Here is a 25,140-nt window from a genome sequence, read left to right on the forward strand (position 1 = left end):
CCTGGGTGTCCGCCGGGGTGGGTTCAATCGACGGACTCCCAACCGAGTTCGCGATGCGCAATGACATGGGTGATCAACAACTCCGCCGATCCTGTGCACGGTGACTGGGTAACGATGTGCCACGGTCGATCGAGCGGGGTGCCCGGAACGTCCAGCTGGACCAATACGCCGGCCTCTAGTTCCCGGCGCACCGCCTGACGAGAAACGAGCGTCACGCCCAGTCCCGCAACCGCGGCCGCCACCACCGCGCCGTGCGAACCCAGCACCATCTGCGGCGGGGTGATCTCGAGTTCCTCCAGCAGCGTTGTCGTTGTGGCCCGGGTTCCCGAACCTGCTTCGCGCAGAAGCCATGTCGCCTGGGCGGGGTCAAAGCGTTGGGCAGCCTCGGGCGGTCCGACCACCACTAGCGTGTTCGGACTGATGGCCCGCACCCGCATTTGGTCAAGGTCCGCCGGTGGCCGACCTGCCACCACGACGTCGGCCTCGTGGCGGGCGAGCATGGGCCAGATCGCCGTTCGGGAAGCCACTTCGAGTTCGCAGTTGACGCCAGGGTATTTGGCGGTGAATGAAGCCAGCAGTGCGGGAAGTAACAGCTCTCCGGCCGTAGTCACGGCGGCTAGGCGGATCGACCCATGTTCGGGGTCGACCTCCCCGCGGGCTGCCAACACAGCTTCGTGATGCAGCCCGAGAATCGTTCGTGCGTACTCGGTGTAGCGTTGCCCGGCCGGTGTCAGTCGAACGCCGCGGCCGTGCCGGTCGACCAGCGGAACGCCGACCTCCGCGCTGAGGCTGCCAAGCGCTGAAGAGATCGCCGATTCCGTCACCACCAGCCGTTCGGCAGCGCCGCGAACGGATCCGGTATCGGCGAGCTCCACCAATGCCCGTAGCCGAGCGTTAGTCGTCATGAGGTTTCCTTCGATGTGCGCCCGGCATGGAAAACCCGGCTGGCGAGCAGGTCGGCGGCTTCGATAGTGGTCAGTGCCGCCAAATCGACACGCGGGTCGGCGTCGGCGACCAGCCGTCGTGCATGGCGCAGCCGTGCTCGTTCCATCGCGTTGCGCACGCTGCGCGCGTTGGCGAACCAGGGCTGGTCGATTCGAAGGCGCAGGTACTTGCGTAATGCAGTTCGGCCGTGCGCCGAGAGGGTATAGCCGAGCTGCTCGGTCATCAGCACGGCGATCTGCTCGAGTTCATCGACGGTGTAATCCGGGAACGTGATGTGATGCGCAATGCGGCTTTGCATTCCGGGGTTGGCCGAAAAGAACTGATCCATCTTGTCGGCGTAACCCGCCAGGATAACGACGAGGTCGTCTCGGTTGTTCTCCATCACCTGAAGCAAGATCTCGATCGCCTCGGCCCCGTAGTCACGTTCATTTTCGACCTTGTACAGGTAGTAGGCCTCGTCGATGAACAGCACGCCGCCCATCGCTCGCTTGATCACTTCCTTGGTCTTCGGCGCGGTGTGACCTATGTACTCGCCGACAAGATCATCACGGGTCACGCTGACCAAATGTCCCCGTCGCAGGTAGCCGAGCCTGTGCAACAGATCGGCCATCCGTAGGGCCACGGTCGTCTTGCCGGTGCCCGGGTTGCCGGTGAAGCACATGTGCAGCGTGGGTTGCGGCGCCGTGAGTCCGTAGCGGGCTCGCATGCGGTCGACGAGCAAGAGTGCCGCGATCTCGGCGATTCGGGTCTTAACCGGTGCAAGCCCAACGAGTTCGTTTTCAAGCTTGGCCAGCACCTCGTCGACGCCAGCGTCGCGACGGGCCGCGGCGAGATCCACCGTTGCGTGCGGCGGCAGAACAGCCGTCTCCGTCTCGCCGGGCTCGGGTTCCAGTTGGGGGCCGGGCTGCTGGCCGGGGGTGAATCCGAAAGAGCGGCGGGGTGTTTCGGTCGTCTGCTGGCTCATGTTTGGAAGACCACCACGGCGTCGCATCCGTATGTCATGGCATGAATGCTGCCACCAGAAGATCAACATGTCTATTGAGAATCAGTGATCGAAGATGAAACAAATGGTTCATTAACTCACCCCGCCGCTCCACCGCCTGGGTGAGGCCGGATGACGTTCGCGGTAGATAATTTCGCTCGATCAGATGCGTGGCACATCGACGCAGGAGTACGGCAATGGCCAAGTGGAAGCTGTTGGGAGAGCTCGAGCGCCGGGTGATGGAACATTTGTGGCATGCGGTGGAACCGCAGATCGTGCGCGAGGTGCACGCGGCGTTGGCGGTGCGACGCAATCTGGCTTACACCACCATCATGACCGTCCTGCGGCGGCTGGCCGACAAGGGGCTCGTGGTGCAGCACCGCGGTGACCGTGCGCACCGCTACGCGGCCGTGCACAGCCGTGACGAATTGGTCGCCGGCCTGATGGTGGACGCGTTGGAACAGGTCGCCGATTCGGGGGACCGTAGGGCAGCCCTGGTTCACTTCGTGGAGCGTGTTGGAACAGACGACGTGCATGTGCTGCAGCGTGCGCTCGCGGAGCTGGAGATCAAGCACATGATGGTTTAGGTTCGCGTCGACGGAAGCGGGATCGTCGCCGTTACCGAGGTACCGGAGCCGGGCCGGGACCGGATGTTGAGCCGTCCACCGACGAGCTCGGCGCGTTCTGCCATCGACAGCAGACCGTAGCCTCGTGTTTCGTCGCTGCCCAGTGGGTGCTCGAGCGTGGTGAAACCCACTCCGTCATCGACGATTTCAAGCCGGGCGGTGTCGCCGTCGACGGCGAAAGCGAGTCGGGCCATCGTGGCGTTGGCGTGTTTGACGACGTTCTGCAGGCACTCCTGCGCGATGCGGTAAAGAGCGAGCTCGATGTGCTCGGGCAGGCGGGCGTCGGCCAGTTCGACGTCGAGATCGATCTGGGGGATCGACCGGGCCAGGCTGGCCAACCCACCGGCCAGGCCGAGGTCATCGAGCACGGGCGGCCGCAGGCCACCTATGGCTGCCCGGGCCTCCTGCAGCGTCAATTCGACCAGTTCGCGTGCGGCTTCGAGTTGCTCTGACGCCTGGTCCGGGTCAGTGCCGATAGCCCGGGCCGCAGCATCAAGGCGGTACGAGAGGGTGATCAGTCGCTGAGAGATCCCGTCGTGGATGTCGCCGGCTAGGCGTCGCCGCTCAATCTCTTGGGCCTCGATGACTTGCTCGACGAAGTTCTCGTGAGCGCGTTCCCTGGCGACTAGCTGGCGATGGAGCCGCGCCTGATGCAGCGCACCGGCGATGAGTCGCCCGATGACCGACAACAATTCCACGTCGCCAGAAGTGAACTCGCGTCGTTCGACGGTGTACACCGTTAGCTCGCCGACCAACCCGCCGGGGTCGGTCTCCATTGGCACCGACACCATGGATGTGAAATCCGATCCCCGCAGCGACTCGATGGGAAGGTACCGGGGGTCGGATTCCTTGTCTTCCGTGATCACGACGGGTGCGCGATGGCTGGCTACCCAGCCCGAGATCCCGGACCCCAATGGCAGCCGGATCCGGCCGACCTGACTGTCGAACGGTGGGGTGGCACCCGCGAGTGTCAATGATCGGTCACTGTCATCGAGGACATGGACGAAACAGACGTCGGCGCCGGTCGCGTCGGTGATCATTCGCGCCGCCGCCGCGGCGAGCGGCTCCACCCCAGGACCGCTCGAGGCTGCCTGGATCAACTCGCGTAGCAGATCCAGCTCACGGTCGGCCTCGACGAGGTCACGGACGGTATTGCGCTCGCCTCTGCCCGTCGGCAGTGCAGGCGCCGAATTGCTCACTGATAGATGCCTTCTCGCAGCGCGGTCGCCACTGCGCTGGTCCGGTCGCTGACGCCGAGCTTGCGGTAGATCGACCGCAGGTGACTCTTGACCGTTTCGTCGCCGATCACCAGCTTGTTGGCGATGCCACGATTAGACAGGCCGGTCACCATGTACGACAGGATCTCGCTCTCCCGCTGGGTCAAGCCCTGCCGGGCGCCCGGCCAAAACTCGTCGCGCTTCAGCCGTGACGCGGTGTCCACCGCCCGGGCCGCCATGCCCGGGTCGATCGCGCTCTCGCCGCTGCGAACCAGCTCGAGCTGGCGGACCAGATCGTCGCTGCTGATGCTCTTGAGAAGGTAGCCCGAAGCGCCGACCCGCAACGCCTGAAAGAGGTACTGCTCGTCGTCGTAGACCGACAACATCACGACCTTGCGGTCCGGATTGCGTTGGCGCAGAGCCAAACACAAGTCGAGACCGCTGGAGTTCTGCATCCGAACATCGCACAGCACCACATCGGGGTCGAGGCTATCGACGACATTGACTGCGCGTTCGGCGCCAACAGCGTGTCCGACGATACGCACCTTGCTGCCGAAGCCGGCGAGCATCGCCTTAAGACCCTCGATGACCATCTCGTGGTCATCGACTAGTACAAGTCGCACCGGACCTGTGACCGTCATCACCATTGGCACACCATAGAGGCGGGCCGACGGCACCGTCACGCAGTTTTGGCCGCTAGCGCTACATATAACCCGCCCAATCCCCCGCACAGGGGGAACGGCGGTTGTGAACGGCTTCCTAGCATCGCTGCCAACCAAGAGGAGGTTGGATGGAATCACGCGCGCCAACGCTCGTCGCTTCAGTTCTGCCGGCGGACTTTTCGGAACTGGGCCAAGAAGTCAGGCAGCTGGAGAAGGCAGGAGTCGACCGAATCCAGTGGGACGTCATGGATGGCAGGTTCGTGCCGAACCTGACGTTCGGGCCGGATGTCATCGGCGCCAATCGGGGGCACGTGTCCATGGGCTTCGAGGCACACCTGATGGTCGACGACCCCGATCCGATGCTGCCGCGGTGGGTCGAGGCGGGCTGCGAAATCATCATCGTCCATGCCGAGGCCACCCGGCACCTGCACCGAACACTTTCTGTCATAGCCGATTTGGGTGCGCGGGCCGGTGTCGCGTTGAACCCTTCCACTCCGCTGGAAGCGGTCACCAACGTGCTCGATCTCGTCGACCTGCTGCTGGTGATGACGGTCAACCCGGGCTTCGGTGGCCAGCAATACCTGGGCGCGATGGAAGACAAGATCGCCGCGGCGCGCGCCGAGATCGACCGACTCGGCCTCGAAATCGAGCTCGAGGTGGACGGGGGGATTGCCGGCGCCACGATCGGCTCGGCCGCCCGCGCGGGTGCGGACGTGTTCTGCGCTGGCTCGGCGCTTTTCAACGGCCCTGGCACCATGGCCGACCGTGTGGCGGCGCTGCGTGCTGCGGCCACCGCCGGAATCGAGTCGCGATGAGTATCGAAGCCAGCGCCACGGGTAGCGGAGAGGCGTTGACCGACGAGGTCGACCGGTTGGCGATCACCACACTGCGTTTCCTGGCCGCCGATGCCGTGCAATCGGCCAACAGTGGCCACCCCGGGCTGCCCCTCGGTGCCGCACCCGCCGCGTGGGTGCTGTGGTCGCGGCACCTGCGCCACGATCCAGCGGACCCTCGGTGGCCCGACCGGGACCGGTTCGTGTTGTCTGCCGGGCACGGTTCGGCGCTGCTGTATGCGTTGTTGCACGTCTTCGGCTACGACCTGTCGGTGGCCGACCTGGAGCGGTTCCGTCAGCTCGGCTCCCGCACCCCGGGGCATCCGGAGTTCGGGCTCACACCGGGAGTCGAAACGACGACCGGGCCGCTGGGCCAGGGGTTGGCAAACGCCGTCGGGATGGCGCTGGCAGAACGCATGCTGGCGGCGCGTTGCAACGACGGCGAGCATCGTGTCGTCGATCACCGCACGTGGGTGCTCGCCGGCGACGGCGACCTGATGGAAGGCATCAGCCACGAAGCTGCGTCACTGGCCGGGCGGCTCGGGCTGGGACGGCTGACAGTCATCTTCGACGACAACAACGTGACGATCGACGGGCCGGCGGAGCTCAGCTGCGGCGACGACGCCCTTGGCAGGTTCGCCGCGTACGGTTGGCACGCGCTGTCCGTCGAGGACGGCAACGATATCGCCGCCATCGATGAAGCGCTGGCCGAGGCTCGCGCTGTCGAGTCGGCTCCCACCTTTATCAAGTTGCGGACGACAATCGGGTACGGCGCGCCGGGACTCGAGGGAACGTCGAAGGTGCACGGCAGCCCGTTGGGCGCCGAAACGATCGCAGCCATGCGCTCCGATGCCGGCTGGCCGTCGACACCTTTCCACGTCCCCGGGCATCTGCGGTCAGCAACGGCGGCCCTGGCGGCCGACGGTGCTGCGGCACGAGCGGATTGGACTCGTGCCTACGCCAACTGGACCGCCGATCATCCGCAGCTTGCCGTCGACTTCCGGTTCGATCGGGTGCCCGGCCCGCCAGACCTGCAAGTCTTGGCCCCATTAGCCGACGCCGCTTCAGGGGGGCGCACGGCGACGCGCCAGGCGTCTGGCGCGGCGCTGAACGCGCTTGCGCCCGAATATCGGGCTCTCGTCGGCGGGTCGGCCGATCTCGCTGGGTCGACCAACACTGCTATTCCCGGCGGTGACGTGAAGCCAGGCGACTATGCCGGTCGCACAATTCATTTCGGCATCCGCGAGCACGCGATGGCCGCGGTGATGAACGGCATTTCGTTGCATGGCGGTCTGCGGCCGTTCGGCAGCACGTTCCTGGTCTTCTCCGACTACCTACGTCCGGCGCTGCGACTGTCGGCCTTGATGCGTCAGCCCGTTATCTATGTCTTCACGCATGATTCGGTATACGTCGGCGAGGATGGGCCGACGCATCAGCCGATCGAACACGTCGAATCGCTGCGTCTCATTCCGGGACTCACGGTGCTGCGGCCGGCGGATGCCGCCGAAACCGCGTTGGCGTGGCAGATCGCTGCGCAGAACTTGTCCGGTCCGACCGCGCTGGTGCTCTCCAGGCAGAGCCTGCCGGTGCTGGGCGGTGCCGGGCTTGCCGACATCCGGGAGAACGGCTTCCGGGTGGTTCACGGAGGCTTGGATGAGGCGGACGTTGCGCTGGCGGCGAGCGGCTCGGAGGTGTCGCTGGCGGTGGAGGCAGCCGACCTGTTGGCGGCTCGTGGCGTGCGCGCCGCCGTCATTTCGGTCATGTGGCGAGAACGACTGCAGGAGGCGCTTTCCCGTGACGAGCGCGTGTTGCCGGACATCCCGGTGGTGTGGACCGAAGCCGGGGTCTTGACCGGATGGCGCGCAATCGCCGGTGACCGCGATGAGGTTGTCGGTTTGAACCGATTCGGCGAGAGCGGTCCCGGACCCGCAGTGGCGGCACATCTGGGCCTGACACCAGTTGCGATCGCCAACACTGCGTTCACCGTCCTCGGCAGGGCCGCAAGCGGCGGATGAGTGGATCCCTTGCCTGACAAGAGTGTTCGCAGTGGCCGCGCCGCCCATGGCCGGGGTCGGCCGGTCATGTTGGCGGTGGCCGGTGACAGCGCGGCGGGCAAGACGACCGTCACCGCTGGCTTGGTCAAGGCGTTGGGGCGCAATCGGTGTGTTTCGGTATCCAGCGACGACTATCAACGGTTTGACCGCGAGGAGCGGCGAGGTAAGCCGTTCACGCCGCTGCATCCGGATTGCAACTACTTCGACATCCTTGAACAGCACCTTCAGTTGTTGGCCACCGGTCAGCCGGTGCTCAAGCCGGTCTACGACCACTCCAGCGGCCGTCGTGTTCATCCGGAGCTCGTCGAGCCGAGCGACTTCGTCATCGTGCACGGCGCGCTACCGCTACACAGCAAGTTGGCGCGCGCCTGCTTCGACGTCACCGTCTTCCTCGATACGGCGGAGGTGGTCAGGCGTGACTGGAAGATGAAGCGCGACACGACTGTTCGCGGTTACACCACAGATCAGGTGAGCTTTGAAATGAGGGCCGGTGAGGCCGAATGGGCCCGATTCATTCAGCCGCAACGAGCACATGCCGACATCGTCGTCCGGTTCGCGCCGATCCCCGAACGTGACGACCCGCCTGGTACGCCGCTTTCGGCTGAAGTGCTGCTCCGGCCCACCATTCGCCAGCCTGATCTGACCGGCATCCTGCAACCCGATCTGACCCGTACCGCCCATCTTCGGCTGGCCCGCGACACCGACGGTCGACCCGCCGACAGTCTGCACGTCCATGGCTACACAGCGGCGGAGGGGAACGCCGCCGCGGAAAAGCTTATCTGGCACGCGCTCGGGGATCCGCGCACCGACGTACCCAAGTGCCTTGGTGTTATCGGCCCCGAAGCGCGAAGCACGCCGTTAGCGATCACCCAAATGATCCTGCTTCATCACCTCCTGCACGGGGCGCGATAGTGGGGGAGGCCGGTATTCCGGATCTGTCGGCGGTGATCTTCGACGTCGATGGCACGTTGGCCGATACCGAGCGCGACGGCCACCGGCCGGCGTTCAATGAGGCATTCGCCATTCATGGCCTCGACATCAGCTGGGACGCCGAGGAATACGGGCGACTTCTGAAGGTTACCGGCGGCCGGCGCCGGATTGCCGCCGACTTGCGGTCGCGGGGCTTCGGCGACGCCGCAGACGACCTGGCCGCCGATATCCATGAGACGAAGACGGCGTTGTTTCGCGAGCGGATCCTCGCAGGTGACGTGATGCCCAGGCCCGGGCTGGTGAGCTTGGTAATGAGCCTGGCCGATCAGGGCATCCGGATCGCGGTGGCGACCACAGGGCAGCGGGCCTGGGTCGAGCCCCTGTTGGGCGAACTCCTCGGTGGCGGAATCGTCGAGGTAGTCGTGACCGGCGACGACGTGAGCCGGCTGAAGCCAGACCCCGAGGTGTACCTCCGGGCACTTGATCGGCTCGGCCTTTCCCCGGAAGACGCTCTGGCGGTTGAGGATTCGGAGCTGGGCTTGCGCGCTGCAACGGCGGTCGGCCTGGCCACCATTGTGGTCAGTACCGATTACACCGCCGACCAGGACTTCACCGGGGCCGCCGTGGTACGGGCCGGATTCGATGGCGTCGACCCACTACTGGCTACGGGCTGCCGTCGGGTACACCGGCAATGGTGGACGATGAGGCAAGCGTGTCGGCGTTGATCGTCGATTAGCGGGTCGTCACCGCCGGTCTCGGACATGGGAGGGTGGGAGGACGTTTGGGCTGGTGCTCTTGGTCAGCGAGCACGACATGCTCGACGGCATCGCGTTCGCGATCTCCCAGCAACTCTCGCCGCGATTCGCGACGCTAGCCCCTTCGGTAGTCGATGACGACCCTGCCATCGATCTGTCCGCGCTGCATGCGGCCGAAGACGTCGTTGATGTCGTCTAACGCCGCACTGGTAACCATCGGCTTGATCAGCCCGCGAGCGTAGAAGTCCAGTGCCTCGGCCATGTCTTGACGCGTCCCGACGATCGACCCGCGGATCGTCAAGCCCTTGAGCACGATGTCGAAAATCGGCGCCGGAAAGTCGCCGGGCGGCAGCCCGTTGAACACGATGGTGCCGCCGCGCCGCGTCAACCCGATCGCCTGACCGAACGCCTGCGGATGCACGGCGGTGACCAGGACGCCGTGCACTCCGCCGGTGGCCTTCTGCACTTCGGAGACGACATCTGCGGTCCGTGCGTTGACGGTGACCTCCGCGCCGAGGCGGGTGGCCAGCGCGAGTTTGGAGTCGTCGACGTCGATCGCGACCACGCGCAATCCCATCGCGCGGGCGTACTGCACCGCGATATGACCCAGCCCTCCGATGCCGGAGATCGCCACCCACTGGCCGGGCCGGGTGTCGGTGACCTTCAGACCTTTGTAGACGGTCACGCCGGCGCACAGGATGGGTGCGACCTCGAGCGGGTCGACGCCGTCGGGGATTCGGGCGGCATAGTTCGCGTTGACCAGCATGTAGGTGCCGAAACTGCCGTTGACCGTGTAGCCGCCGTTGCGCTGGCTTTCGCATAGCGTTTCCCAACCGGTTCGGCAGTATTCGCAGGTTCCGCAGGCCGACCAGAGCCAGGCGTTGCCGACCTTGTCGCCGACTTTGAGGTCGTCGACGCCCTCACCCAAAGCGACGACGGTGCCATACCCCTCGTGTCCCGGCACGAACGGCGGCTGCGGTTTGACCGGCCAATCACCTTGCGCGGCATGCAGGTCAGTGTGGCAGACGCCGGAGGTTTCCAGCTTGACCAGCGCCTCGCCGTAGCCGGGAGTCGGTCGCTCGAGGTCGGAAACCTGTAGCGGCGCACCGAATTCGGTGACGACGGCCGCGCGCATGGTGTCTGTCGATGGGACGGCTTGGACGGCCGTGTCGATGGCTTGTGTCATGAGTTCATTCCAATCGTGAAAGGTGTTTCGGGAGAAGTGGCTTTGGTCCTTGATCAGAAGAACCCAAGGGCCTCATCTGAGTAGGAGACGAGCAGGTTTTTGGTCTGCAGGTAGTGGTCGATGGTTGTCATACCGGGGCGCAAAGGTCATCAGCGAGCCCTCTGCGCCTGGCCGTGGGTACACGGTCATTGTGTTTCTCCTGCCTTCCGCCGACAAGCTGTGGGGGCCGTCACTGACGGTAGGTCCCGGAGGGTTGCGGCACGGTTGCATGACCGTGCAACGGTCACGCCAGTTTGGTGCCTTCCGCGGTGCGGAAAGCACCGTGCGGCGCTGTACGACAAAATTGACCGGAAAGATCTCAGGCTGACCACCGACGCTCGTGACAAGGCGTCCCAGCGCCACACTTGCCAGCAGATTCCAGCTTTCACTCTCCGAAAGGATGGCCCAAGAGGACCATCTCGACCCGGCAGCGTCCCTATCCTTGTACGCCAACCAGGTAGCGGGACGCTCGCCGAATGCGAGCGGCGCGTGGTGCCGTTGATCGATTAACGGTTCGTCGCTGCTTGTTTTGGGTTTGCGCGTGTGACGATCCAGTCGTACCACGCATCGAGGCCGTCACCGCGGGTCGCGGACATGGGCAGGATATTCGCTTCGGGGTTGATGGATCGCACGTACTTGCAACACGTTTCGAGGTCAAAGTCGACGTAGGGCAAGAGGTCGATCTTGTTGATGAGCACCAGTCCAGACGCCGCAAACATATGCGGGTACTTGAGCGGCTTGTCGGTGCCTTCGGTCACCGACACCACCACGACTTTGCTGTGCTCGCCGAGGTCGAACAACGCCGGGCAGACCAGATTGCCGACGTTTTCGATGAACAGCAGGCTGTCCGGCTCGGGGTCGAGGGCTTCCAGGGCGCGGTGCACCATGGCCGCGTCGAGATGGCATCCGGCACCAGTGTTCACCTGTACCGCACGCGCGCCCGCCGCCTGGATACGCTCCGCGTCGAGCAGGGTCTCCTGATCGCCTTCGATGACTGCCACCGGCCGAGTGTGGGTAAGTTCGCGGACGGTGCGTTCGAGCAGGGTGGTTTTGCCCGCCCCGGGGGAGCTAGTGACATTGAGCGCAAGGATGTTGCGTGTCGCCAGCCAGTCACGGTTTTGCTCGGCGAGCAGGTCGTTCTTCGCGAGGACCTTCTGCTCCAGGGAGATGGTCTCGGTGTGGACGTGGTCATGACCGTCGTGGTCGTGGTGATGGTGCGGATGGTCGTGACCGGCCACCGTGATGACCGCACCGTCGTCACCGCAGCCGCAGGTAGCGCACATCGTCAGCTCACCTCCATCGAGAGGATTTTCAACTCGCGGCCGGATACCACCTCGACGTCGGCACCGCCGCACGGGCACAACAAGATCAGGTCCGGTATCTCGAAACAGGCGTCACAACTCCGGCAGTGCGCGATGCCGGGCCGTATGTCGAGGTCGAGGCGGGCGCCGTCGGCCACCGTGCCCTCGGTGGCGAGTTCGAAACAAAACTGCATGGCGTCCGGCACGACCGCGCATAGCGCCCCGACTTCGAGCTTGACGCTGTGCACGCGACGGCCGGCGGCGTGTTCGCACACCGCGTCGAGAACACTCTGCGTCAGCGCCATCTCGTGCACGTTTGCCCCGCTTCGGGCCTAATCAACTCACGATATGCCTGTAAGCGCTTCGGCGCGACAGCGTCCAGCGTTGCGGTTACGCCGTCACTCCCGACACGACCCGCCGCAGGAAGTCGACCTGGTCGGCTTTGACCTGCGGGTCGTTGTAGATGTCGAAATGCCCGTACGGGTAACGGCGAAGTTCAGCGCGTGGCGCGCGCTGCGCCGCTTTGATCGTGGAGCCCGGCGGGGTGGTGGTGTCGTTCTCGCATACGCAAATGAGCAGCGGCATCTTTAGGCGCGGCGCCTTGCGCCCCGGTCGGTAGAAGGCAAAATGCAGCATCAGGCGAGCAGCGAACTCGTTGCGCCACAATGACTCCGGCGGGACGATGGCCTCGAATCCTGGCTGGGCGTCGGGCTCTGTCATCGCCGCCAGCGTGCCGGGCGGACCGACGGCCGGCGCCAGACGCGGTGGACGTCCCCGCCAGGCGCGCAACTGATCGGCGATTCCGGCAGCAATGAGCCGCACGGCATTCTTCAGAGGCACCTTCAGGAGTGCGGGGATCGAGTCGGTATACGGCGCCTGGGAGATCACCGCCGCGATCCGGGGATCGTCCGCGGCGACGGCCAGAACGTGGCCACCACTGAACGACGAGCCCCACAACACGATGCGATCGGGATCGATGCCGTCAAGCTGACGGGCCCACGCCACCACGGCGCGGTAGTCGTCATGTTGCTGGCCGATATCCACGAGTTGACGGGGCTCGCCGCTCGACGCGCCGAAGTGGCGGTAGTCGAACAGGATGACCGCGAAGCCGGCGTCGCGGAAGGCCTCGGCATAGGCGGGCAGCCCGTCATCGCGGGTGGCGGAGAACCCGTGTGCCATCACCACGCAGGGGACCTTGTGGTCGGTGTTTTCGGGGCGGTAGAGGTAGGCGGCGAGCTGCTCACCGTGAGATGGGATGTGAACATCTTCGCGCGGCGGTGCGGCCATGGATCCGAACGATACGTCCGCGAGCGCTCACTTTCGTTTGGTTCGGCGTGTCAGCTTGAGTCGAACACGTGTTCGTCTAGTGTGAGCAGTGTTCGACGGCTAGATGCTGGTCAGGCGACTTGTCGGTGGCTGCCTCTAGCGTCAGGGCCAACTGATCGAAAACCGATCACCCACTAGGACGGAGACCCCCATGGCACAGGCCCCTGACCGCGAGAAAGCACTCGAGCTGGCTATCGCGCAGATTGAGAAGAGCCACGGCAAAGGCTCGGTGATGCGGCTCGGCGACGAGGTTCGCCAGCCGATCTCTGTCATTCCCACCGGCTCGATCACGCTGGACGTGGCGCTGGGCATCGGAGGGCTCCCGCGCGGCCGGATCGTTGAGATCTACGGCCCGGAATCGTCGGGTAAGACCACCGTCGCACTCCATGCGGTTGCCAACGCGCAGGCCGCCGGCGGCATCGCGGCGTTCATCGACGCCGAACACGCGCTGGACCCCGAATACGCCAAAAAGCTCGGCGTCGACACCGATGCGCTGCTGGTGTCCCAGCCCGACACCGGCGAGCAGGCGCTGGAGATTGCCGACATGCTAATCCGCTCTGGCGCGATCGACATTCTCGTCATCGACTCGGTGGCCGCGCTGGTGCCGCGGGCGGAGATTGAGGGTGAGATGGGTGATAGCCACGTCGGTCTGCAGGCCCGATTGATGAGCCAGGCGCTGCGGAAAATGACTGGCGCACTGAATAATTCAGGCACCACCGCGATCTTCATCAACCAGCTTCGCGAAAAAATCGGGGTCATGTTCGGGTGCATGACTTATACCACTCGTGTCACGCTCGCCGACGGCACCACCGAGAAGATCGGCAAGATCGTCAACCAGAAGATGGACGTCGAGGTGATGTCCTACGACCCGGTGACCGACCAGATCGTGCCACGCAAGGTGGTGAACTGGTTCAACAACGGGCCCGCCGAGCAGTTCCTGCAGTTCACGGTGGAGAAGTCATCCGGTAATGGCAAGTCCCAGTTCGCGGCAACGCCCAACCACCTCATTCGCACTCCGGGTGGATGGACCGAGGCAGGCGACCTCGTCGCCGGCGATCGGGTTCTGGCCGCCGAGCCGCACCGGCTTAGCGACCAGCAGTTCCAGGTAGTGCTCGGTTCGCTGATGGGCGACGGCAATCTGTCACCCAACCGGCGTGACCGCAACGGTGTCCGGTTCCGTCTGGGGCATGGCGCAAAGCAGGTGGAATATCTGGAGTGGAAGACAGCACTGATGGCCAACATCAAGCACTCAGTGCACGAAAACGCCGAGGGCGCACGGTTTGTCGACTTCACTCCGCTACCAGAATTGGCGGAGTTGCAGCGCGCAGTTTATATGGGTGACGGCAAGAAGTTCTTCTCCGAGGAGTATCTGAAAGCCCTCACCCCGCTGGCGTTGGCCATTTGGTACATGGATGATGGTTCGTTCAGTTTGAGGTCCAAGGGACTGCAGCAACGCACACTTGGCGGCAGTGGACGCATCGAGATTTGTGTTGAGGCAATGAGCGAGGGTACGCGAGTGCGGTTGCGCGATTATCTCCACCACTCGCATGGCCTGAACGTGCGGCTACGCCAAGTTGGTACGACTGGCAAGTGGGTGTTGGTGTTCTCAACCGAAGCCTCGGCGAAGTTCCAGGAGCTGGTGGCGCCCTACATGGCTCCGTCGATGGAGTACAAGCTTCTTCCGCGGTTCCGCGGACGGAGCACAGTGACACCGCAGTTCGTGGAGCCTACGCAGCGGCTGGTGCCGGCACGGGTCCTCGATGTCCACGTCAAGCCACGCACGCGCTCAATGAACCGGTTCGATATCGAAGTTGAGGGCAATCACAACTACTTTGTTGACGGCGTTATGGTGCATAACTCGCCTGAAACGACAACGGGTGGAAAGGCTTTGAAGTTCTATGCCTCAGTTCGCTTGGACGTCAGGCGAATTGAGACCCTCAAGGATGGCACCGACGCAGTCGGAAACCGTACTCGCGTCAAGGTCGTAAAGAACAAGGTGGCTTCGCCATTCCGCCAGGCCGAGTTTGACATTCTGTATGGCAAGGGCATCAGCAAGGAAGGCTCGCTCATCGACATGGGTGTCGAGCAGGGCTTCATCCGCAAGTCTGGCTCGTGGTTCACCTATGAAGGTGAGCAGCTGGGGCAGGGCAAGGAGAATGCCCGCAACTTCCTGCTGGAGAACGTCGATGTCGCCAACGAGATAGAGAAGAAGATCAAGGAAAAGCTCGGCATCGGCGCCGTGGTGACTGATGACCTCAACAATGGCGAAGTCCTGCCCGCCCCAGTCGACTTCTGACGGGGCGGCCCGCGAAGAGCAGGCGCGGGCGTACTGCCTGCGCCTGCTCACCGCGAGAGCGCGGACGCGGGCCGAGTTGGCGGAGCGTTTGACCAAGCGGGGGTACCCCGACGACGTCAGCGCTCGAGTGCTTGACCGGCTCGCGGAGGTCGGTCTGGTCGACGACGCCGACTTCGCCGAGCAGTGGGTCCGGTCGCGGCGCATCAATGCGGGAAAAGGCAAGCGGGCCTTGGCTGTCGAGCTGCGCAACAAGGGCGTCGATAACGAGGTGATTACGCAAGCGCTGGCCGGCATCGACGCCGGCGCTGAGCGGGAACGGGCCGAACAGCTGGTCCGCAACAAGCTGCGCCGAGAGAAACTCGGCGACGACGATGACGCAAAATTGACCCGGAGGTTGGTCGGCATGCTCGCCCGCCGCGGCTACAACCAGTCGATGGCATTCGATGTCGTCAGCGTCGAGCTGGCCAGTGAGCGGGAACGACGGCGCGTCTAAGAAGTCTGCGCAGCGCTGGCGAGGCTGGGGACCTGACCGGAAACGTGATACCGCATGCACCACGTTTTCGGGCAATACGTGCCAAGGCTCAGGTGCTGACGTGACAGCTGTGGCGACCAGCCGGGCCGACCACCGCCTACTGCACCTTGGCTCCCGGCGCCCCTTCCTGCTCGATGGCCTCGGCCGCAAGCGGAGTCGGCGCGCGACGCGACCGGCGCATTCGCCGCTCCAGCCGGACCGCGAGCGCCGACAGCGCGAAGTTGACGCTGATCATCAGCACCGCGATCACGATCAACGCGGGGATGTAGTTGCCGTACGACGAGCCCACCACCGTGCCCTGGCGCACCATTTCGACGAACGTGATCTGGTAGCCGATCGCGGTGTCCTTGAGCACAACCACCAACTGCGAGATCAGCACCGGCAGCATCGACGTAACAGCCTGCGGCAGCAGGATCGACCGCATCGTCTGGCCCCACGTCAGACCAAGGGCCGACGCCGCCTCGGACTGCCCACGCGGCAGCGCGTTGACACCGGCTCGCACGATCTCGGCGATCACCGCGCCGTTGTACAGCGTCAAACCCGTGATGACGCCGGCCAACGCCAGATGCTTGGACGGAAATACGTCGTACAGCGCGTAAAAGAAGTACGCGAAGATCATCATGATCAGCACCGGCACGGCCCGGAAGAACTCTACGATCACCGAGCAGACCCAACGAATCGGTCCAATGTGTGACATTCGGCCCACACCAAGCACGAATCCCAGCACCAGCGCCAGCACGATCGACACCGCCGCGGCGGTCAACGTGCCCTGCACACCGGGCAACACGTACGTCGTCCACAGATTCGACGTCAGGAACGGTTCCCACTTCGCAGCGGTGAGCTGCCCCTTCGAGTTCAGCCGCGAGTACACCACCCAGATCACCAGCGCGACGACTCCGGCCGTGACGACGTTGAACACCCGATTCCGGGCCCGTGCCCGCGGCCCGGGGGCGTCGAAGAGAACCGAACCGCTCACCGGGCCACCGCCAGTCGCTTACCCAGCCATCCGAAGAACAACCCCGTCGGCAAGGTCAAAATGACGAAGCCGAGCGCGAAGATCGTTCCGGTCACCATCAGCGCCGCGGTGTCCTCGATGATCTCCTTCATCAGCAGCGCCGCTTCCGCCACGCCGATTGCCGACGCGATGGTGGTGTTTTTCGTCAACGCGATCAGCACCGAGCCCAGCGGAATGATGACCGAGCGAAAAGCCTGCGGCAGCAAGATGATTCGCAGGTTCTGGCTGAACGTCAAACCCAGCGACCGCGCCGCCTCGGCCTGGCCCAGCGGCACTGTGTTGACCCCCGATCGCACCGTCTCGCACACGAATGCCGCGGTGTAGACCGTCAACCCCAGCGCCGCCAACCGAAAGTTGCTGTCCTCGATGGACGTCAGCGACTTCGGGTCGACCAGCGTGATACCCAGCGTCTGCGACAGCCCGAACGAACAGAACAGGATGATCAGCGTCAACGGGGTATTGCGCACCACATTGACGTAGCTCGTCCCGATCCAGTTGAGCATCGGCACCGGCGCCAGCCGCATCGCGGCCAGCGCCGTACCCAACACCAGAGCTCCGATCGCCGAGTAGACCGTCAGCTGGATCGTCGTCCAGAACGCCGCGAAGATCTCATCGCGGTATTCGGTGAATATCTCCACGGCCGGATCGAGCCCTCGGAATCAGTAGCGATCGACCTGCGGCGGCGTCGGTGCGGTGATTCCGGCCGGGCCGAGGTTCTTGTCGAACGCTTCCTTCCAGGCGCCGCTGGACTCCATCTTCTCGATGGCGTCATTGATCTTGTTCCGCAGGTCGGTGTCGCCCTTCTTCAGGCCGATGCCGTACCGCTCCTCGGAGAACGGCTCGCCGACGAGCTTGAACGCGCCCGGAGTCTGCGCGGCATAGCCGGCGAGGATCGTCTCGTCGGTCGTCACCGCGTCGATCGCGCCGTTCTTCAGCGCCTCGACGCACGCCGAATATGTGTCGTACTGCTGCAACTGCACGCCCGGATACTCATCCTTGATGCGCTGCGCCGGAGTCGAACCCGTCACCGAGCACAATTTCTTGTTGTTCTGCAGCGATGCCGCGCCGGTGATGTCGGTGTTGTCGTTGCGCACCAGCAGGCTCTGCCCCGTGATCAGATACGGCCCGGCGAAGTCCACCTTCTCCTTACGCGCATCGGTGATGGAGTACGTCGCGGCGATGAACTTGACCTGATCGTTCTGGATCAGCGTCTCCCGCTGGCCCGACGGTGCTTCCTTCCACTCGATCTGGTCCTCGCTGTACCCAAGCTCGTTAGCCACGTACTTCGCCACGTCGACGTCGAAACCGCTCAACGTGCCGTCGGGGTTCTTCAGGCCCAGACCCGGCTGGTCGAACTTGGTGCCGATGACGACTTTGTCGCCGCCGTCGCCGCCGCCACATGCGGTGGCAGCCAACGGAAGCGCAATGGCGAGCGCGACGGCACCTACGACGCGCTTGGAGATGGACGACATGAGTTCGTTCCTTTCGCCGGGGCGTTAGTGATGGAGAATCTTGCTGAGGAAGTCTTTGGCGCGGTCGGTCTTGGGATTACCGAAGAACTCCGCGGGCTCGGCCGATTCGACGATCGCGCCGCCGTCCATGAACACCACCCGATGCGCGGCGCCGCGCGCGAATCCCATCTCATGGGTCACGACCAGCATGGTCATCCCTTCGCGGGCCAGCGAGGTCATCACGTTGAGCACCTCGTTGATCATCTCGGGATCCAGGGCGCTGGTCGGCTCGTCGAACAGAATCACCTTCGGATCCATCGCCAGCGACCGCGCGATCGCCACCCGCTGCTGCTGACCACCCGAGAGCTGGGCCGGGTACTTGTCGGCCTGATTGGCCACCCCGACGCGCTCCAAAAGCGCCATCGCCCGTTCCCGTGCCTCGGCCTTGGACTTCTTGCGCACCTTCATCGGCGCCAGCGTGACGTTTTCCAGAATTGTCTTGTGCGCGAACAGGTTGAACGACTGGAACACCATGCCGACATCGGAGCGCAGCTGGGCCAGTTTGCGGCCCTCCTCGGGTAGCACCTCGCCGTCAATCGCGATGGTGCCCGAGTCGATGGGCTCCAGCCGATTGATGGTGCGGCACAACGTCGACTTCCCCGACCCCGACGGTCCGAGCACGACGATCACCTGCCCGCGATCAACCTCCAGATTGATGTCCTTGAGCACGTGCAGGTCACCAAAATGCTTGTTGACCCCCTGCATCGAGATCATCGGTACGTCCCGTGGAGTCGGATCCTTGACCTGCACGTCCGACCCGGTGGTCTCCATGGGTGCAGACCTTACCCAGGGAACGCAGACCTCGCCCGGAACTCGTCAATCCGCCCACCGGCGGCGAGTCGGCCGTCCGTACCATGGGTCCGTGACTTCGATGGTGACGCGGGAGGCCGACGTGGCCCCAGCTGTGCGTGCGCGCACCTATCAAGTCCGTACCTACGGCTGTCAGATGAACGTGCACGACTCCGAGCGGCTGGCCGGACTGCTGGAGGCCGCCGGCTATCAGCGCGCCGAGGACGGTGCCGACGCCGACGTCGTGGTGTTCAACACCTGCGCGGTGCGGGAGAACGCCGACAACAAGCTCTACGGCAATCTCAGCCACCTGGCGCCGCGCAAGCAGGCCGATCCGAATATGCAGATCGCCGTCGGCGGCTGCCTGGCCCAGAAGGACCGCGACGCGCTGTTGAAGAAGGCGCCGTGGGTGGATGTCGTCTTCGGCACCCACAACATCGGCTCGCTGCCGACCTTGCTGGATCGGGCCCGGCACAACAAAACAGCCCAGGTCGAAATCAAAGAGGCGCTGCAGGAGTTCCCGTCCACGTTGCCCGCGGCCCGTGAATCCGCCTACGCCGCATGGGTTTCGATCTCTGTCGGTTGCAACAACACCTGCACGTTCTGCATCGTGCCCGCGCTGCGCGGCAAAGAGGTCGACCGCCGCCCCGGCGACATCCTGGCCGAAGTGCAATCGCTGGTCGGCCAAGGGGTGCTGGAAGTCACGCTGCTGGGCCAGAATGTCAACGCCTACGGCGTCTCGTTCGCCGACCCCGATTTGCCACGCGACCGCAGCGCGTTCGCGAAACTGCTCCGCGCTTGCGGTCGGATCGACGGACTCGAACGCGTGCGGTTCACCTCGCCGCACCCCGCCGAGTTCACCGATGACGTCATCGAGGCCATGGCCGAGACGCCGAATGTCTGCCCGGCGCTGCACATGCCGTTGCAGTCGGGCTCTGACCGCATTTTGAAGGCCATGCGCCGGTCGTATCGGGCCGAGCGTTATCTGGGCATCCTCGAAAAGGTGCGCGACGCCATCCCGCACGCGGCCATCACCACCGACCTGATCGTCGGCTTCCCCGGTGAAACCGAGGACGACTTCGCGGCCACGCTGGATGTGGTCGAACGGGCGCGATTCGCCAGCGCGTTCACCTTTCAGTACTCCAAGCGGCCCGGCACTCCGGCAGCCGAGCTTCCCGACCAACTGCCCAAAGCCGTTGTGCAGGAACGCTATCAACGGCTCATCGAGCTGCAGGAGCGAATCTCGCTGGAGGAGAACACCGCTCAGATCGGCCGAGCGGTCGAGTTGCTGGTCGCCACCGGCGAGGGCCGCAAGGACGCCAGCACCGCCCGGATGTCCGGACGCGCCCGCGACGGCCGCCTGGTGCACTTCACCCCGTCCGGGCTCGAGGTCCGCCCGGGCGACATCGTCACCACTGTTGTGACGGACGCGGCGCCGCATCACCTCATCGCCGACGGAGCCATCCTCGAACACCGGCGTACCCGTGCCGGCGACGCGCACGCCGCCGGTGAGCGGCCGAAGACCGTCGGCCTGGGACTGCCCGCCATCGGGGCACCGCCGGCCGAACCGATCGTCACCGGATGTGCGCGGTGACCGGGGCTGACAACAACCGCTTCGACGAGTTCAAGGACGACATCGAGTCCGTCGAACGCAAGGTTGCCGGCGACATCGACCCCGGCCCACGGGCGTTGGTCGTCGCCACCCTGGTGTTCGTGGTGTTGCTCTCGCTCGTGCTGCCGCATACGGGCGGCGCCAAGGGCTTTGACGTGCTCGTCGGCGACGACGCCGCGATCCGCGACGGGGTTTCGCTGCCGTCACGCGTATTCACTTGGCTGGTGTTGATTTTCAGTGTCGGTTTCTCGACGCTGGCGCTGCTGACCCGGCGCTGGGCACTGGCCTGGGTCGCGCTCGCAGGTTCGGCGGTGGCCAGCGCGCTGGGAATGCTGGCGGTGTGGTCACGTCAGACCGCGCCCGAACCGCATCCCGGGCCGGGTGTGGGCCTGATCATCGGCTGGATTGCGGTGATTCTGTTGACATTCCACTGGGCGCGTGTGGTGTGGTCGCGCACGGCCGTGCAGCTTGCCGCCGAGGAGCAGCGCCGCCGGGCGGTCGCCGAACGTCAGCAGAAGGGGCTGTTGGACGGGTTCGACGAAACCGACAAGCCTGACAAGCGCGACGAACCCTAGCGCTTCTTGGCCACGGCCTCAGCCGCCGCGTCGGCCCACTGCCGCCACTGTTCGGCGTTCGCCCGCGCCTCCTCGGCATCCTTCGTGCGCCCGGCCGCCGCGGCCTTCTCGGCCTGACGCTCGAATTGCTCTGCCCGAACACGGAATTGGTCGGCACGCGCTTGGGCCTCGGGATCCACCCCGTGCGTCGGCGCGTCACGAATCTTCTTCTCGATCGCACGAAGCCGCCGCTCCAATTCGGCGCCGCGCTCGCGGGGCACCTTGCCGATCGCATCCCAGCGCTCACCGATCGCGCGCAGCGCCGCCCGCGCGGAGTCCAGGTCCGAGGTGTCGATCTTCTCCGCTTCGGCGAGCAGCTTTTCCTTCGCTTCGGCGTTCGCCTTGAATTCTGCATCCCGTTCGGCGCTGGCCGCGTTGCGTGCGCTGAAAAACGTGTCCTGGGCCGCCTTGAACCGCTGCCACAGCGCGTCGTCGACGTCCTTGGCCGCGCGGCCCGCCGCCTTCCACTCGTTGAGCAGTTCGCGGAATGCGGCGCTGGTGGGCCCCCAGTCAGTGGAATTGGCCAATTCTTCGGCGCGCTCGCACAGGGCCTCTTTGGCCTGCTTGGCACCGGCCCGCTCGCGGTCGAGCTCGGCGAAATGCGAGCCCCGGCGGCGGTTGAACGTCTCCCTCGCCGCCGAGTACCGCTTCCACAGCGCGTCATCCGTTTTGCGGTCCAACCCCGTGATCGTCCGCCACTCATCAAGGATCTCGCGCAGCCGGTCGCCGGCGGCCTTCCACTGCGTGGAATTGGCGGCCAGCTCTTCAGCCTCGGCCGCGAGCGCTTCCTTGCGCGCGGTTTGCGCCGCCCGGTGTTCCTCCCGCTTGGCCTTCTCGGCCTGGGCGGCCTCGTCGGCATGTTCGACGATGGTCGCCAGCCGGGCCGCGAGCGCATCGACATCGCCGAGCACGTGCGCCGTCGGCAAGCTTTCGGCCAACGCCGCCGCCGCGGACTTGATCTTGCGGGCGTCACCGGTGCCGGAGCTCAGCCGTCGCTCCAACAACGCGACCTCGGTGTGCAGATCATCGAAGCGGCGGCCGAAATGCTCGAACGCGGCCTCGGGATCGCCGGCCTGCCAGGAGCCGATGGTCCGCTCGCCCGACGAGGTGATCAGCCAGACGGTGCCGTCGGGGTCGACCCGGCCAAAGCGGTGGGGATCGCTGGTCGGCGGTGCGGCGATCGTCGCCGCCGGCTTACCGGGGCGGGGGACGGGCCGTGGCGGGCCGGGCCGGGGAGCGGGTTTGCGAGCTTGAGCCGATTCCTGTGTTGCCTCCGGCTGGGGCTGCACACCCTGCTCACTGCTCGTCATATCCGATCCTCATACCCTCCGCGCGGTATACCCGCGCACCTGCCGCGCGACGCGGCGCCCAATAGAACGCTATTGAAGCAGGTCGCCGGTCGGCCCGCGCACGCCTTTAGGCTCATGGGTCGACAAACACCGGAGGTCGTCCATGGCGAAGGCGGATATCGCCGCCCTGCTCGCCCTCGGCGCTGCCTTCTTCATCGCGATCGGCGACGTCATCCACCAGCGCTCCGCGCATGAGGTGACCGAGGAGCCCGTCGGCCACTTTGGCCTGTTCACCCGGTTACTGCGGGACCGACGGTGGTGGCTGGGCAGCCTCGTCGCCGCGGCTGGTTTCGCGCTGCAGGCGGCGGCGCTCGGCCTCGGTTCGGTGCTGTTGGTGCAGGCGCTGCTGGTCACCTCGCTGCTGTTCGCGCTGCCGATCAACGCGCGGCTGACGCATCGGCGGGTGACGCGGTGGGAATGGCTGTGGGCGGCGCTGCTGGCAGGTGCCGTCGCGGTCATCGTCGTCGTCGGCAATCCGACGGCCGGGCACGCCCGCGCCTCGCTGGAGACCTGGACGCTGGTCATCGCGGTGCTCGGACCCGCGCTGGTGTTGTGCGTGCTAGGAGCGCAGCTGTCGTCGGGACCGGTCAGCGCGGTGCTGCTGGCATTGGTGTCCGGCGCGCTGTGGGGCGTGTTCGCCGTCCTCACCAAGGGCGTGGTGGATCGACTCGACTTCGGTAGTTGGGCTGGACTCTGGGCGCTTTTGCACACGCCGGAGCTCTACGTGTGGGCGGCGGTGGCGATCGCGGGCACGGTATGGCAGCAGTCGTCGTTTCGGGCCGGCGCGCTGACCGCGTCGCTGCCCACGATGACGGTCGCGGAGCCGGTGGTCGCGTCAGTACTGGGGATCGTTGTCCTCGGCGAGACGCTGCGGCCCGGCGATGCGGGCTGGCTGACGCTGATTGTCGCCGTCGTGGCGATGGTGGTTGCGACGGCGGCGCTGGCCCGCAGTGAAGCTCGGGCCACCACTAGCGTGGTGTCGTGTTGAGCGCCATCGCGATTGTCCCGTCGGCACCCGTCATGGTCCCCGAGCTGGCTGGTGCCGCGGCTGCGGAACTCGTTGACTTGCGCGACGCGGTGTTCAGCGCAGCGGCTTCGTTACCCCTGCGGTGGGTGGCCGTCGGGGTCGGGTACGCCGACGCGGTGATCGGGCCGGACGGCGCCGGGACGTTCGCCGGGTACGGCGTCGACCTGCGCGTGACATTGTCGCCCGATCGCGGTTCCGTGTCCGATCTGCCGTTGTGCGCATTGATCGCCGGCTGGATCCGTGGGAGGGCTCGGCCGGAGGCGCGCGTCGAGGTGCGGGTGTACGCCGACGACCACGGACCCGACGCCGCGCTGGCCCGCGGCCGGGCGCTGCGCACCGAGATCGACGAGGCGGGCGATCCCGTCGGCGTGCTTGTCGTCGCCGACGGCGCGCACACGCTCACCCCGTCCGCCCCCGGCGGCTACGACCCGGCGTCCATTCCGGTCCAGCAAGCCCTTGACGACGCACTCGCCCGTGGCGACGCTGCGGCGTTGACCCGGCTGCCCGACGGCGTCGTCGGCCGAGTCGCGTACCAGGTGTTGGCTGGGTTGACCGAGCCGCCGCGATCGGCCAAAGAGCTCTACCGCGGCGCGCCCTACGGCGTCGGCTACTGGGCGGGCGTCTGGACGCCATGAGACCGATCGCGATCATCGGCCCGACCGGCACCGGGAAGTCGGCGTTGGCGCTCGAAGTGGCCGAACGGGTCGGCGGTGAGATCGTGAACGCCGACGCGATGCAGCAGTACCGCGGCATGGACATCGGCACCGCGAAGCTGACCGTCGCCGAACGTCGCGGCATCCCGCACCACCAGCTCGACGTGCTTGACGTCACCGAAACCGCCACCGTCGCGCGCTATCAGCAGGCCGCCGCGGCGGACGTCGAGGCCATCGCGGCCCGCGGCGCGGTGCCCATCGTGGTGGGCGGGTCGATGCTGTATATCCAGTCGCTGCTTGACGAATGGTCGTTCCCGGCCACCGACCCCGCGGTGCGGGCGAAATGGGAACAGCGGCTCGCCGAGGTCGGGGTCGCCGCGTTGCATGCCGAGCTGGCTCAGGTCGACGCCGACGCGGCGGCCTCGATCCTACCCACCGACGGCCGGCGCATCGTGCGGGCATTGGAGGTGGTGGAGCTGACGGGTAAGCCGTTCGCGGCGTCGGCGCCGAAGATCGGAAAGCCCCGCTGGGATACGGCGATCATCGGATTGGATTGGGACACAGCGGTTCTCGACGAGCGGCTGGCGCAGCGGACGGACAATATGTTCGCCGACGGGCTGGTCGACGAGGTGCGCGGACTGCTGGGCCGCGGCCTGCGTGACGGCGTGACCGCGTCGCGGGCGCTGGGCTACGCGCAGGTGATCGCCGACCTCGACAGCGGCGGCGACGGTACGGCCGCGCGGGAGCCGACGTTCATCGGCACCCGCCGCTACGTGCGGCGGCAGCGGTCGTGGTTCCGCCGCGACCACCGCATCCACTGGCTCGACGGCGCCGCGACGGACAACGTCGACGCCGCATTGAAGGCGTGGCGACACGTATCCTGAAA

Annotated in this window: 25 protein-coding genes and 1 pseudogene; 12 read left to right on the forward strand and 14 right to left on the reverse strand. The window is 65.6% G+C overall.

The annotated features are described in order from the left end of the window. Positions 1 to 23: 23 nt before the first annotated feature. Positions 24 to 905, reverse strand: coding sequence for a LysR family transcriptional regulator (locus tag CWS39_RS08840; protein ID WP_102142532.1), 882 nt, complete (start codon positions 903 to 905; stop codon positions 24 to 26). Beyond that, positions 902 to 1,909: a CbbX protein gene (cbbX, locus tag CWS39_RS08845; protein ID WP_102142533.1), complete on the reverse strand. Its 1,008-nt coding sequence runs from the start codon at positions 1,907 to 1,909 to the stop codon at positions 902 to 904. Before cbbX ends, CWS39_RS08840 begins: the two co-directional genes overlap by 4 nt. Before the next feature lie 215 nt (positions 1,910 to 2,124). On the opposite strand from cbbX, the gene CWS39_RS08850 reads away from it, so the two are divergent. Further along, complete coding sequence (locus CWS39_RS08850) at positions 2,125 to 2,514, forward strand: BlaI/MecI/CopY family transcriptional regulator (protein WP_102142534.1); 390 nt, start codon at positions 2,125 to 2,127, stop codon at positions 2,512 to 2,514. On the opposite strand, the gene CWS39_RS08855 is transcribed toward CWS39_RS08850, so the two are convergent. Together CWS39_RS08855 and CWS39_RS08860 are read right to left on the reverse strand one after the other, a co-directional pair. After that, on the reverse strand, positions 2,511 to 3,752 hold the full coding sequence (locus tag CWS39_RS08855; RefSeq protein ID WP_233213415.1) for a GAF domain-containing sensor histidine kinase: 1,242 nt from the start codon (positions 3,750 to 3,752) through the stop codon (positions 2,511 to 2,513). The two genes, CWS39_RS08850 and CWS39_RS08855, sit on opposite strands and share 4 nt — an antisense overlap. Next, positions 3,749 to 4,411, reverse strand: a complete 663-nt coding sequence (locus CWS39_RS08860; RefSeq protein ID WP_102142612.1) for a response regulator — start codon at positions 4,409 to 4,411, stop codon at positions 3,749 to 3,751. Before CWS39_RS08860 ends, CWS39_RS08855 begins: the two co-directional genes overlap by 4 nt. A gap of 149 nt (positions 4,412 to 4,560) precedes the next feature. Here CWS39_RS08860 and rpe point away from each other — a divergent pair, with 149 nt between their 5' ends. The 4 genes from rpe to CWS39_RS08880 are packed head-to-tail and all read left to right on the forward strand — an operon-like array spanning position 4,561 to position 8,974. Further along, complete coding sequence (rpe, locus tag CWS39_RS08865; RefSeq protein WP_102142535.1) at positions 4,561 to 5,247, forward strand: ribulose-phosphate 3-epimerase; 687 nt, start codon at positions 4,561 to 4,563, stop codon at positions 5,245 to 5,247. Then, positions 5,244 to 7,280, forward strand: a complete 2,037-nt coding sequence (gene tkt, locus CWS39_RS08870; protein ID WP_102142536.1) for a transketolase — start codon at positions 5,244 to 5,246, stop codon at positions 7,278 to 7,280. Before rpe ends, tkt begins: the two co-directional genes overlap by 4 nt. Beyond that, positions 7,281 to 8,231, forward strand: coding sequence for a phosphoribulokinase (locus tag CWS39_RS08875; RefSeq protein ID WP_255412996.1), 951 nt, complete (start codon positions 7,281 to 7,283; stop codon positions 8,229 to 8,231). Further along, positions 8,231 to 8,974 (forward strand): HAD-IA family hydrolase, encoded by a 744-nt coding sequence (locus CWS39_RS08880; RefSeq protein ID WP_233213416.1) that lies wholly within the window; start codon positions 8,231 to 8,233, stop codon positions 8,972 to 8,974. Before CWS39_RS08875 ends, CWS39_RS08880 begins: the two co-directional genes overlap by 1 nt. A 145-nt stretch (positions 8,975 to 9,119) precedes the next feature. On the opposite strand, the gene adhP is transcribed toward CWS39_RS08880, so the two are convergent. The 5 genes and pseudogenes from adhP to CWS39_RS08905 form a co-directional block, all read right to left on the reverse strand. Beyond that, positions 9,120 to 10,190, reverse strand: coding sequence for an alcohol dehydrogenase AdhP (gene adhP, locus CWS39_RS08885; protein WP_233213417.1), 1,071 nt, complete (start codon positions 10,188 to 10,190; stop codon positions 9,120 to 9,122). 289 nt (positions 10,191 to 10,479) lie between these two features. Next, positions 10,480 to 10,631: pseudogene (locus CWS39_RS08890) on the reverse strand (pyridoxamine 5'-phosphate oxidase family protein); the annotation flags it as partial. Between the two features lie 104 nt (positions 10,632 to 10,735). After that, positions 10,736 to 11,512, reverse strand: coding sequence for a hydrogenase nickel incorporation protein HypB (hypB, locus tag CWS39_RS08895; protein WP_102142539.1), 777 nt, complete (start codon positions 11,510 to 11,512; stop codon positions 10,736 to 10,738). 2 nt (positions 11,513 to 11,514) lie between these two features. Then, positions 11,515 to 11,844: a hydrogenase maturation nickel metallochaperone HypA/HybF gene (locus CWS39_RS08900; RefSeq protein ID WP_102142540.1), complete on the reverse strand. Its 330-nt coding sequence runs from the start codon at positions 11,842 to 11,844 to the stop codon at positions 11,515 to 11,517. A gap of 76 nt (positions 11,845 to 11,920) precedes the next feature. Further along, positions 11,921 to 12,817: an alpha/beta hydrolase gene (locus CWS39_RS08905; protein ID WP_102142541.1), complete on the reverse strand. Its 897-nt coding sequence runs from the start codon at positions 12,815 to 12,817 to the stop codon at positions 11,921 to 11,923. A gap of 190 nt (positions 12,818 to 13,007) precedes the next feature. Here CWS39_RS08905 and recA point away from each other — a divergent pair, with 190 nt between their 5' ends. Further along, on the forward strand, positions 13,008 to 15,152 hold the full coding sequence (recA, locus tag CWS39_RS08910) for an intein-containing recombinase RecA (RefSeq protein WP_102142542.1): 2,145 nt from the start codon (positions 13,008 to 13,010) through the stop codon (positions 15,150 to 15,152). Beyond that, on the forward strand, positions 15,118 to 15,645 hold the full coding sequence (recX, locus tag CWS39_RS08915; RefSeq protein WP_102142543.1) for a recombination regulator RecX: 528 nt from the start codon (positions 15,118 to 15,120) through the stop codon (positions 15,643 to 15,645). Before recA ends, recX begins: the two co-directional genes overlap by 35 nt. Positions 15,646 to 15,781: 136 nt before the next feature. Here the strand turns inward: recX and CWS39_RS08920 are convergent, their stop codons facing one another. Genes CWS39_RS08920 through CWS39_RS08935 form a run of 4 tightly spaced genes read right to left on the reverse strand, consistent with a single transcriptional unit; the run spans position 15,782 to position 18,924 of the window. Beyond that, a complete protein-coding gene (locus tag CWS39_RS08920) occupies positions 15,782 to 16,660 on the reverse strand; it encodes an amino acid ABC transporter permease (protein ID WP_102142544.1) in 879 nt (292 codons plus the stop codon). After that, on the reverse strand, positions 16,657 to 17,337 hold the full coding sequence (locus CWS39_RS08925) for an amino acid ABC transporter permease (protein WP_102142545.1): 681 nt from the start codon (positions 17,335 to 17,337) through the stop codon (positions 16,657 to 16,659). Before CWS39_RS08925 ends, CWS39_RS08920 begins: the two co-directional genes overlap by 4 nt. 21 nt (positions 17,338 to 17,358) lie before the next feature. After that, positions 17,359 to 18,171: a glutamate ABC transporter substrate-binding protein gene (locus CWS39_RS08930; RefSeq protein ID WP_102142546.1), complete on the reverse strand. Its 813-nt coding sequence runs from the start codon at positions 18,169 to 18,171 to the stop codon at positions 17,359 to 17,361. 24 nt (positions 18,172 to 18,195) lie between these two features. Then, positions 18,196 to 18,924, reverse strand: coding sequence for an amino acid ABC transporter ATP-binding protein (locus CWS39_RS08935; protein WP_102142614.1), 729 nt, complete (start codon positions 18,922 to 18,924; stop codon positions 18,196 to 18,198). 157 nt (positions 18,925 to 19,081) lie between these two features. On the opposite strand from CWS39_RS08935, the gene miaB reads away from it, so the two are divergent. Further along, entirely contained in the window at positions 19,082 to 20,593 is a 1,512-nt protein-coding gene (gene miaB / locus CWS39_RS08940) for a tRNA (N6-isopentenyl adenosine(37)-C2)-methylthiotransferase MiaB (protein WP_102142547.1), read from the forward strand. Beyond that, positions 20,581 to 21,186: an Rv2732c family membrane protein gene (locus tag CWS39_RS08945; protein WP_102142548.1), complete on the forward strand. Its 606-nt coding sequence runs from the start codon at positions 20,581 to 20,583 to the stop codon at positions 21,184 to 21,186. Before miaB ends, CWS39_RS08945 begins: the two co-directional genes overlap by 13 nt. Here CWS39_RS08945 and CWS39_RS08950 read toward each other — a convergent pair. Further along, positions 21,183 to 22,535 (reverse strand): DUF349 domain-containing protein, encoded by a 1,353-nt coding sequence (locus tag CWS39_RS08950; protein WP_102142549.1) that lies wholly within the window; start codon positions 22,533 to 22,535, stop codon positions 21,183 to 21,185. The two genes, CWS39_RS08945 and CWS39_RS08950, sit on opposite strands and share 4 nt — an antisense overlap. A gap of 142 nt (positions 22,536 to 22,677) precedes the next feature. Here CWS39_RS08950 and CWS39_RS08955 point away from each other — a divergent pair, with 142 nt between their 5' ends. From CWS39_RS08955 to miaA, 3 genes are read left to right on the forward strand one after another with little or no spacing between them, the layout of a single operon-like run. Next, a complete protein-coding gene (locus CWS39_RS08955; RefSeq protein ID WP_102142550.1) occupies positions 22,678 to 23,562 on the forward strand; it encodes a DMT family transporter in 885 nt (294 codons plus the stop codon). Beyond that, positions 23,556 to 24,236, forward strand: coding sequence for a class III extradiol ring-cleavage dioxygenase family protein (locus CWS39_RS08960; protein ID WP_102142551.1), 681 nt, complete (start codon positions 23,556 to 23,558; stop codon positions 24,234 to 24,236). Before CWS39_RS08955 ends, CWS39_RS08960 begins: the two co-directional genes overlap by 7 nt. Then, a complete protein-coding gene (gene miaA / locus CWS39_RS08965) occupies positions 24,233 to 25,138 on the forward strand; it encodes a tRNA (adenosine(37)-N6)-dimethylallyltransferase MiaA (RefSeq protein WP_102142552.1) in 906 nt (301 codons plus the stop codon). Before CWS39_RS08960 ends, miaA begins: the two co-directional genes overlap by 4 nt. Positions 25,139 to 25,140: the final 2 nt, after the last annotated feature.

This window comes from Mycobacterium hubeiense (assembly GCF_002838065.1).
Lineage (GTDB): Bacteria > Actinomycetota > Actinomycetes > Mycobacteriales > Mycobacteriaceae > Mycobacterium > Mycobacterium hubeiense.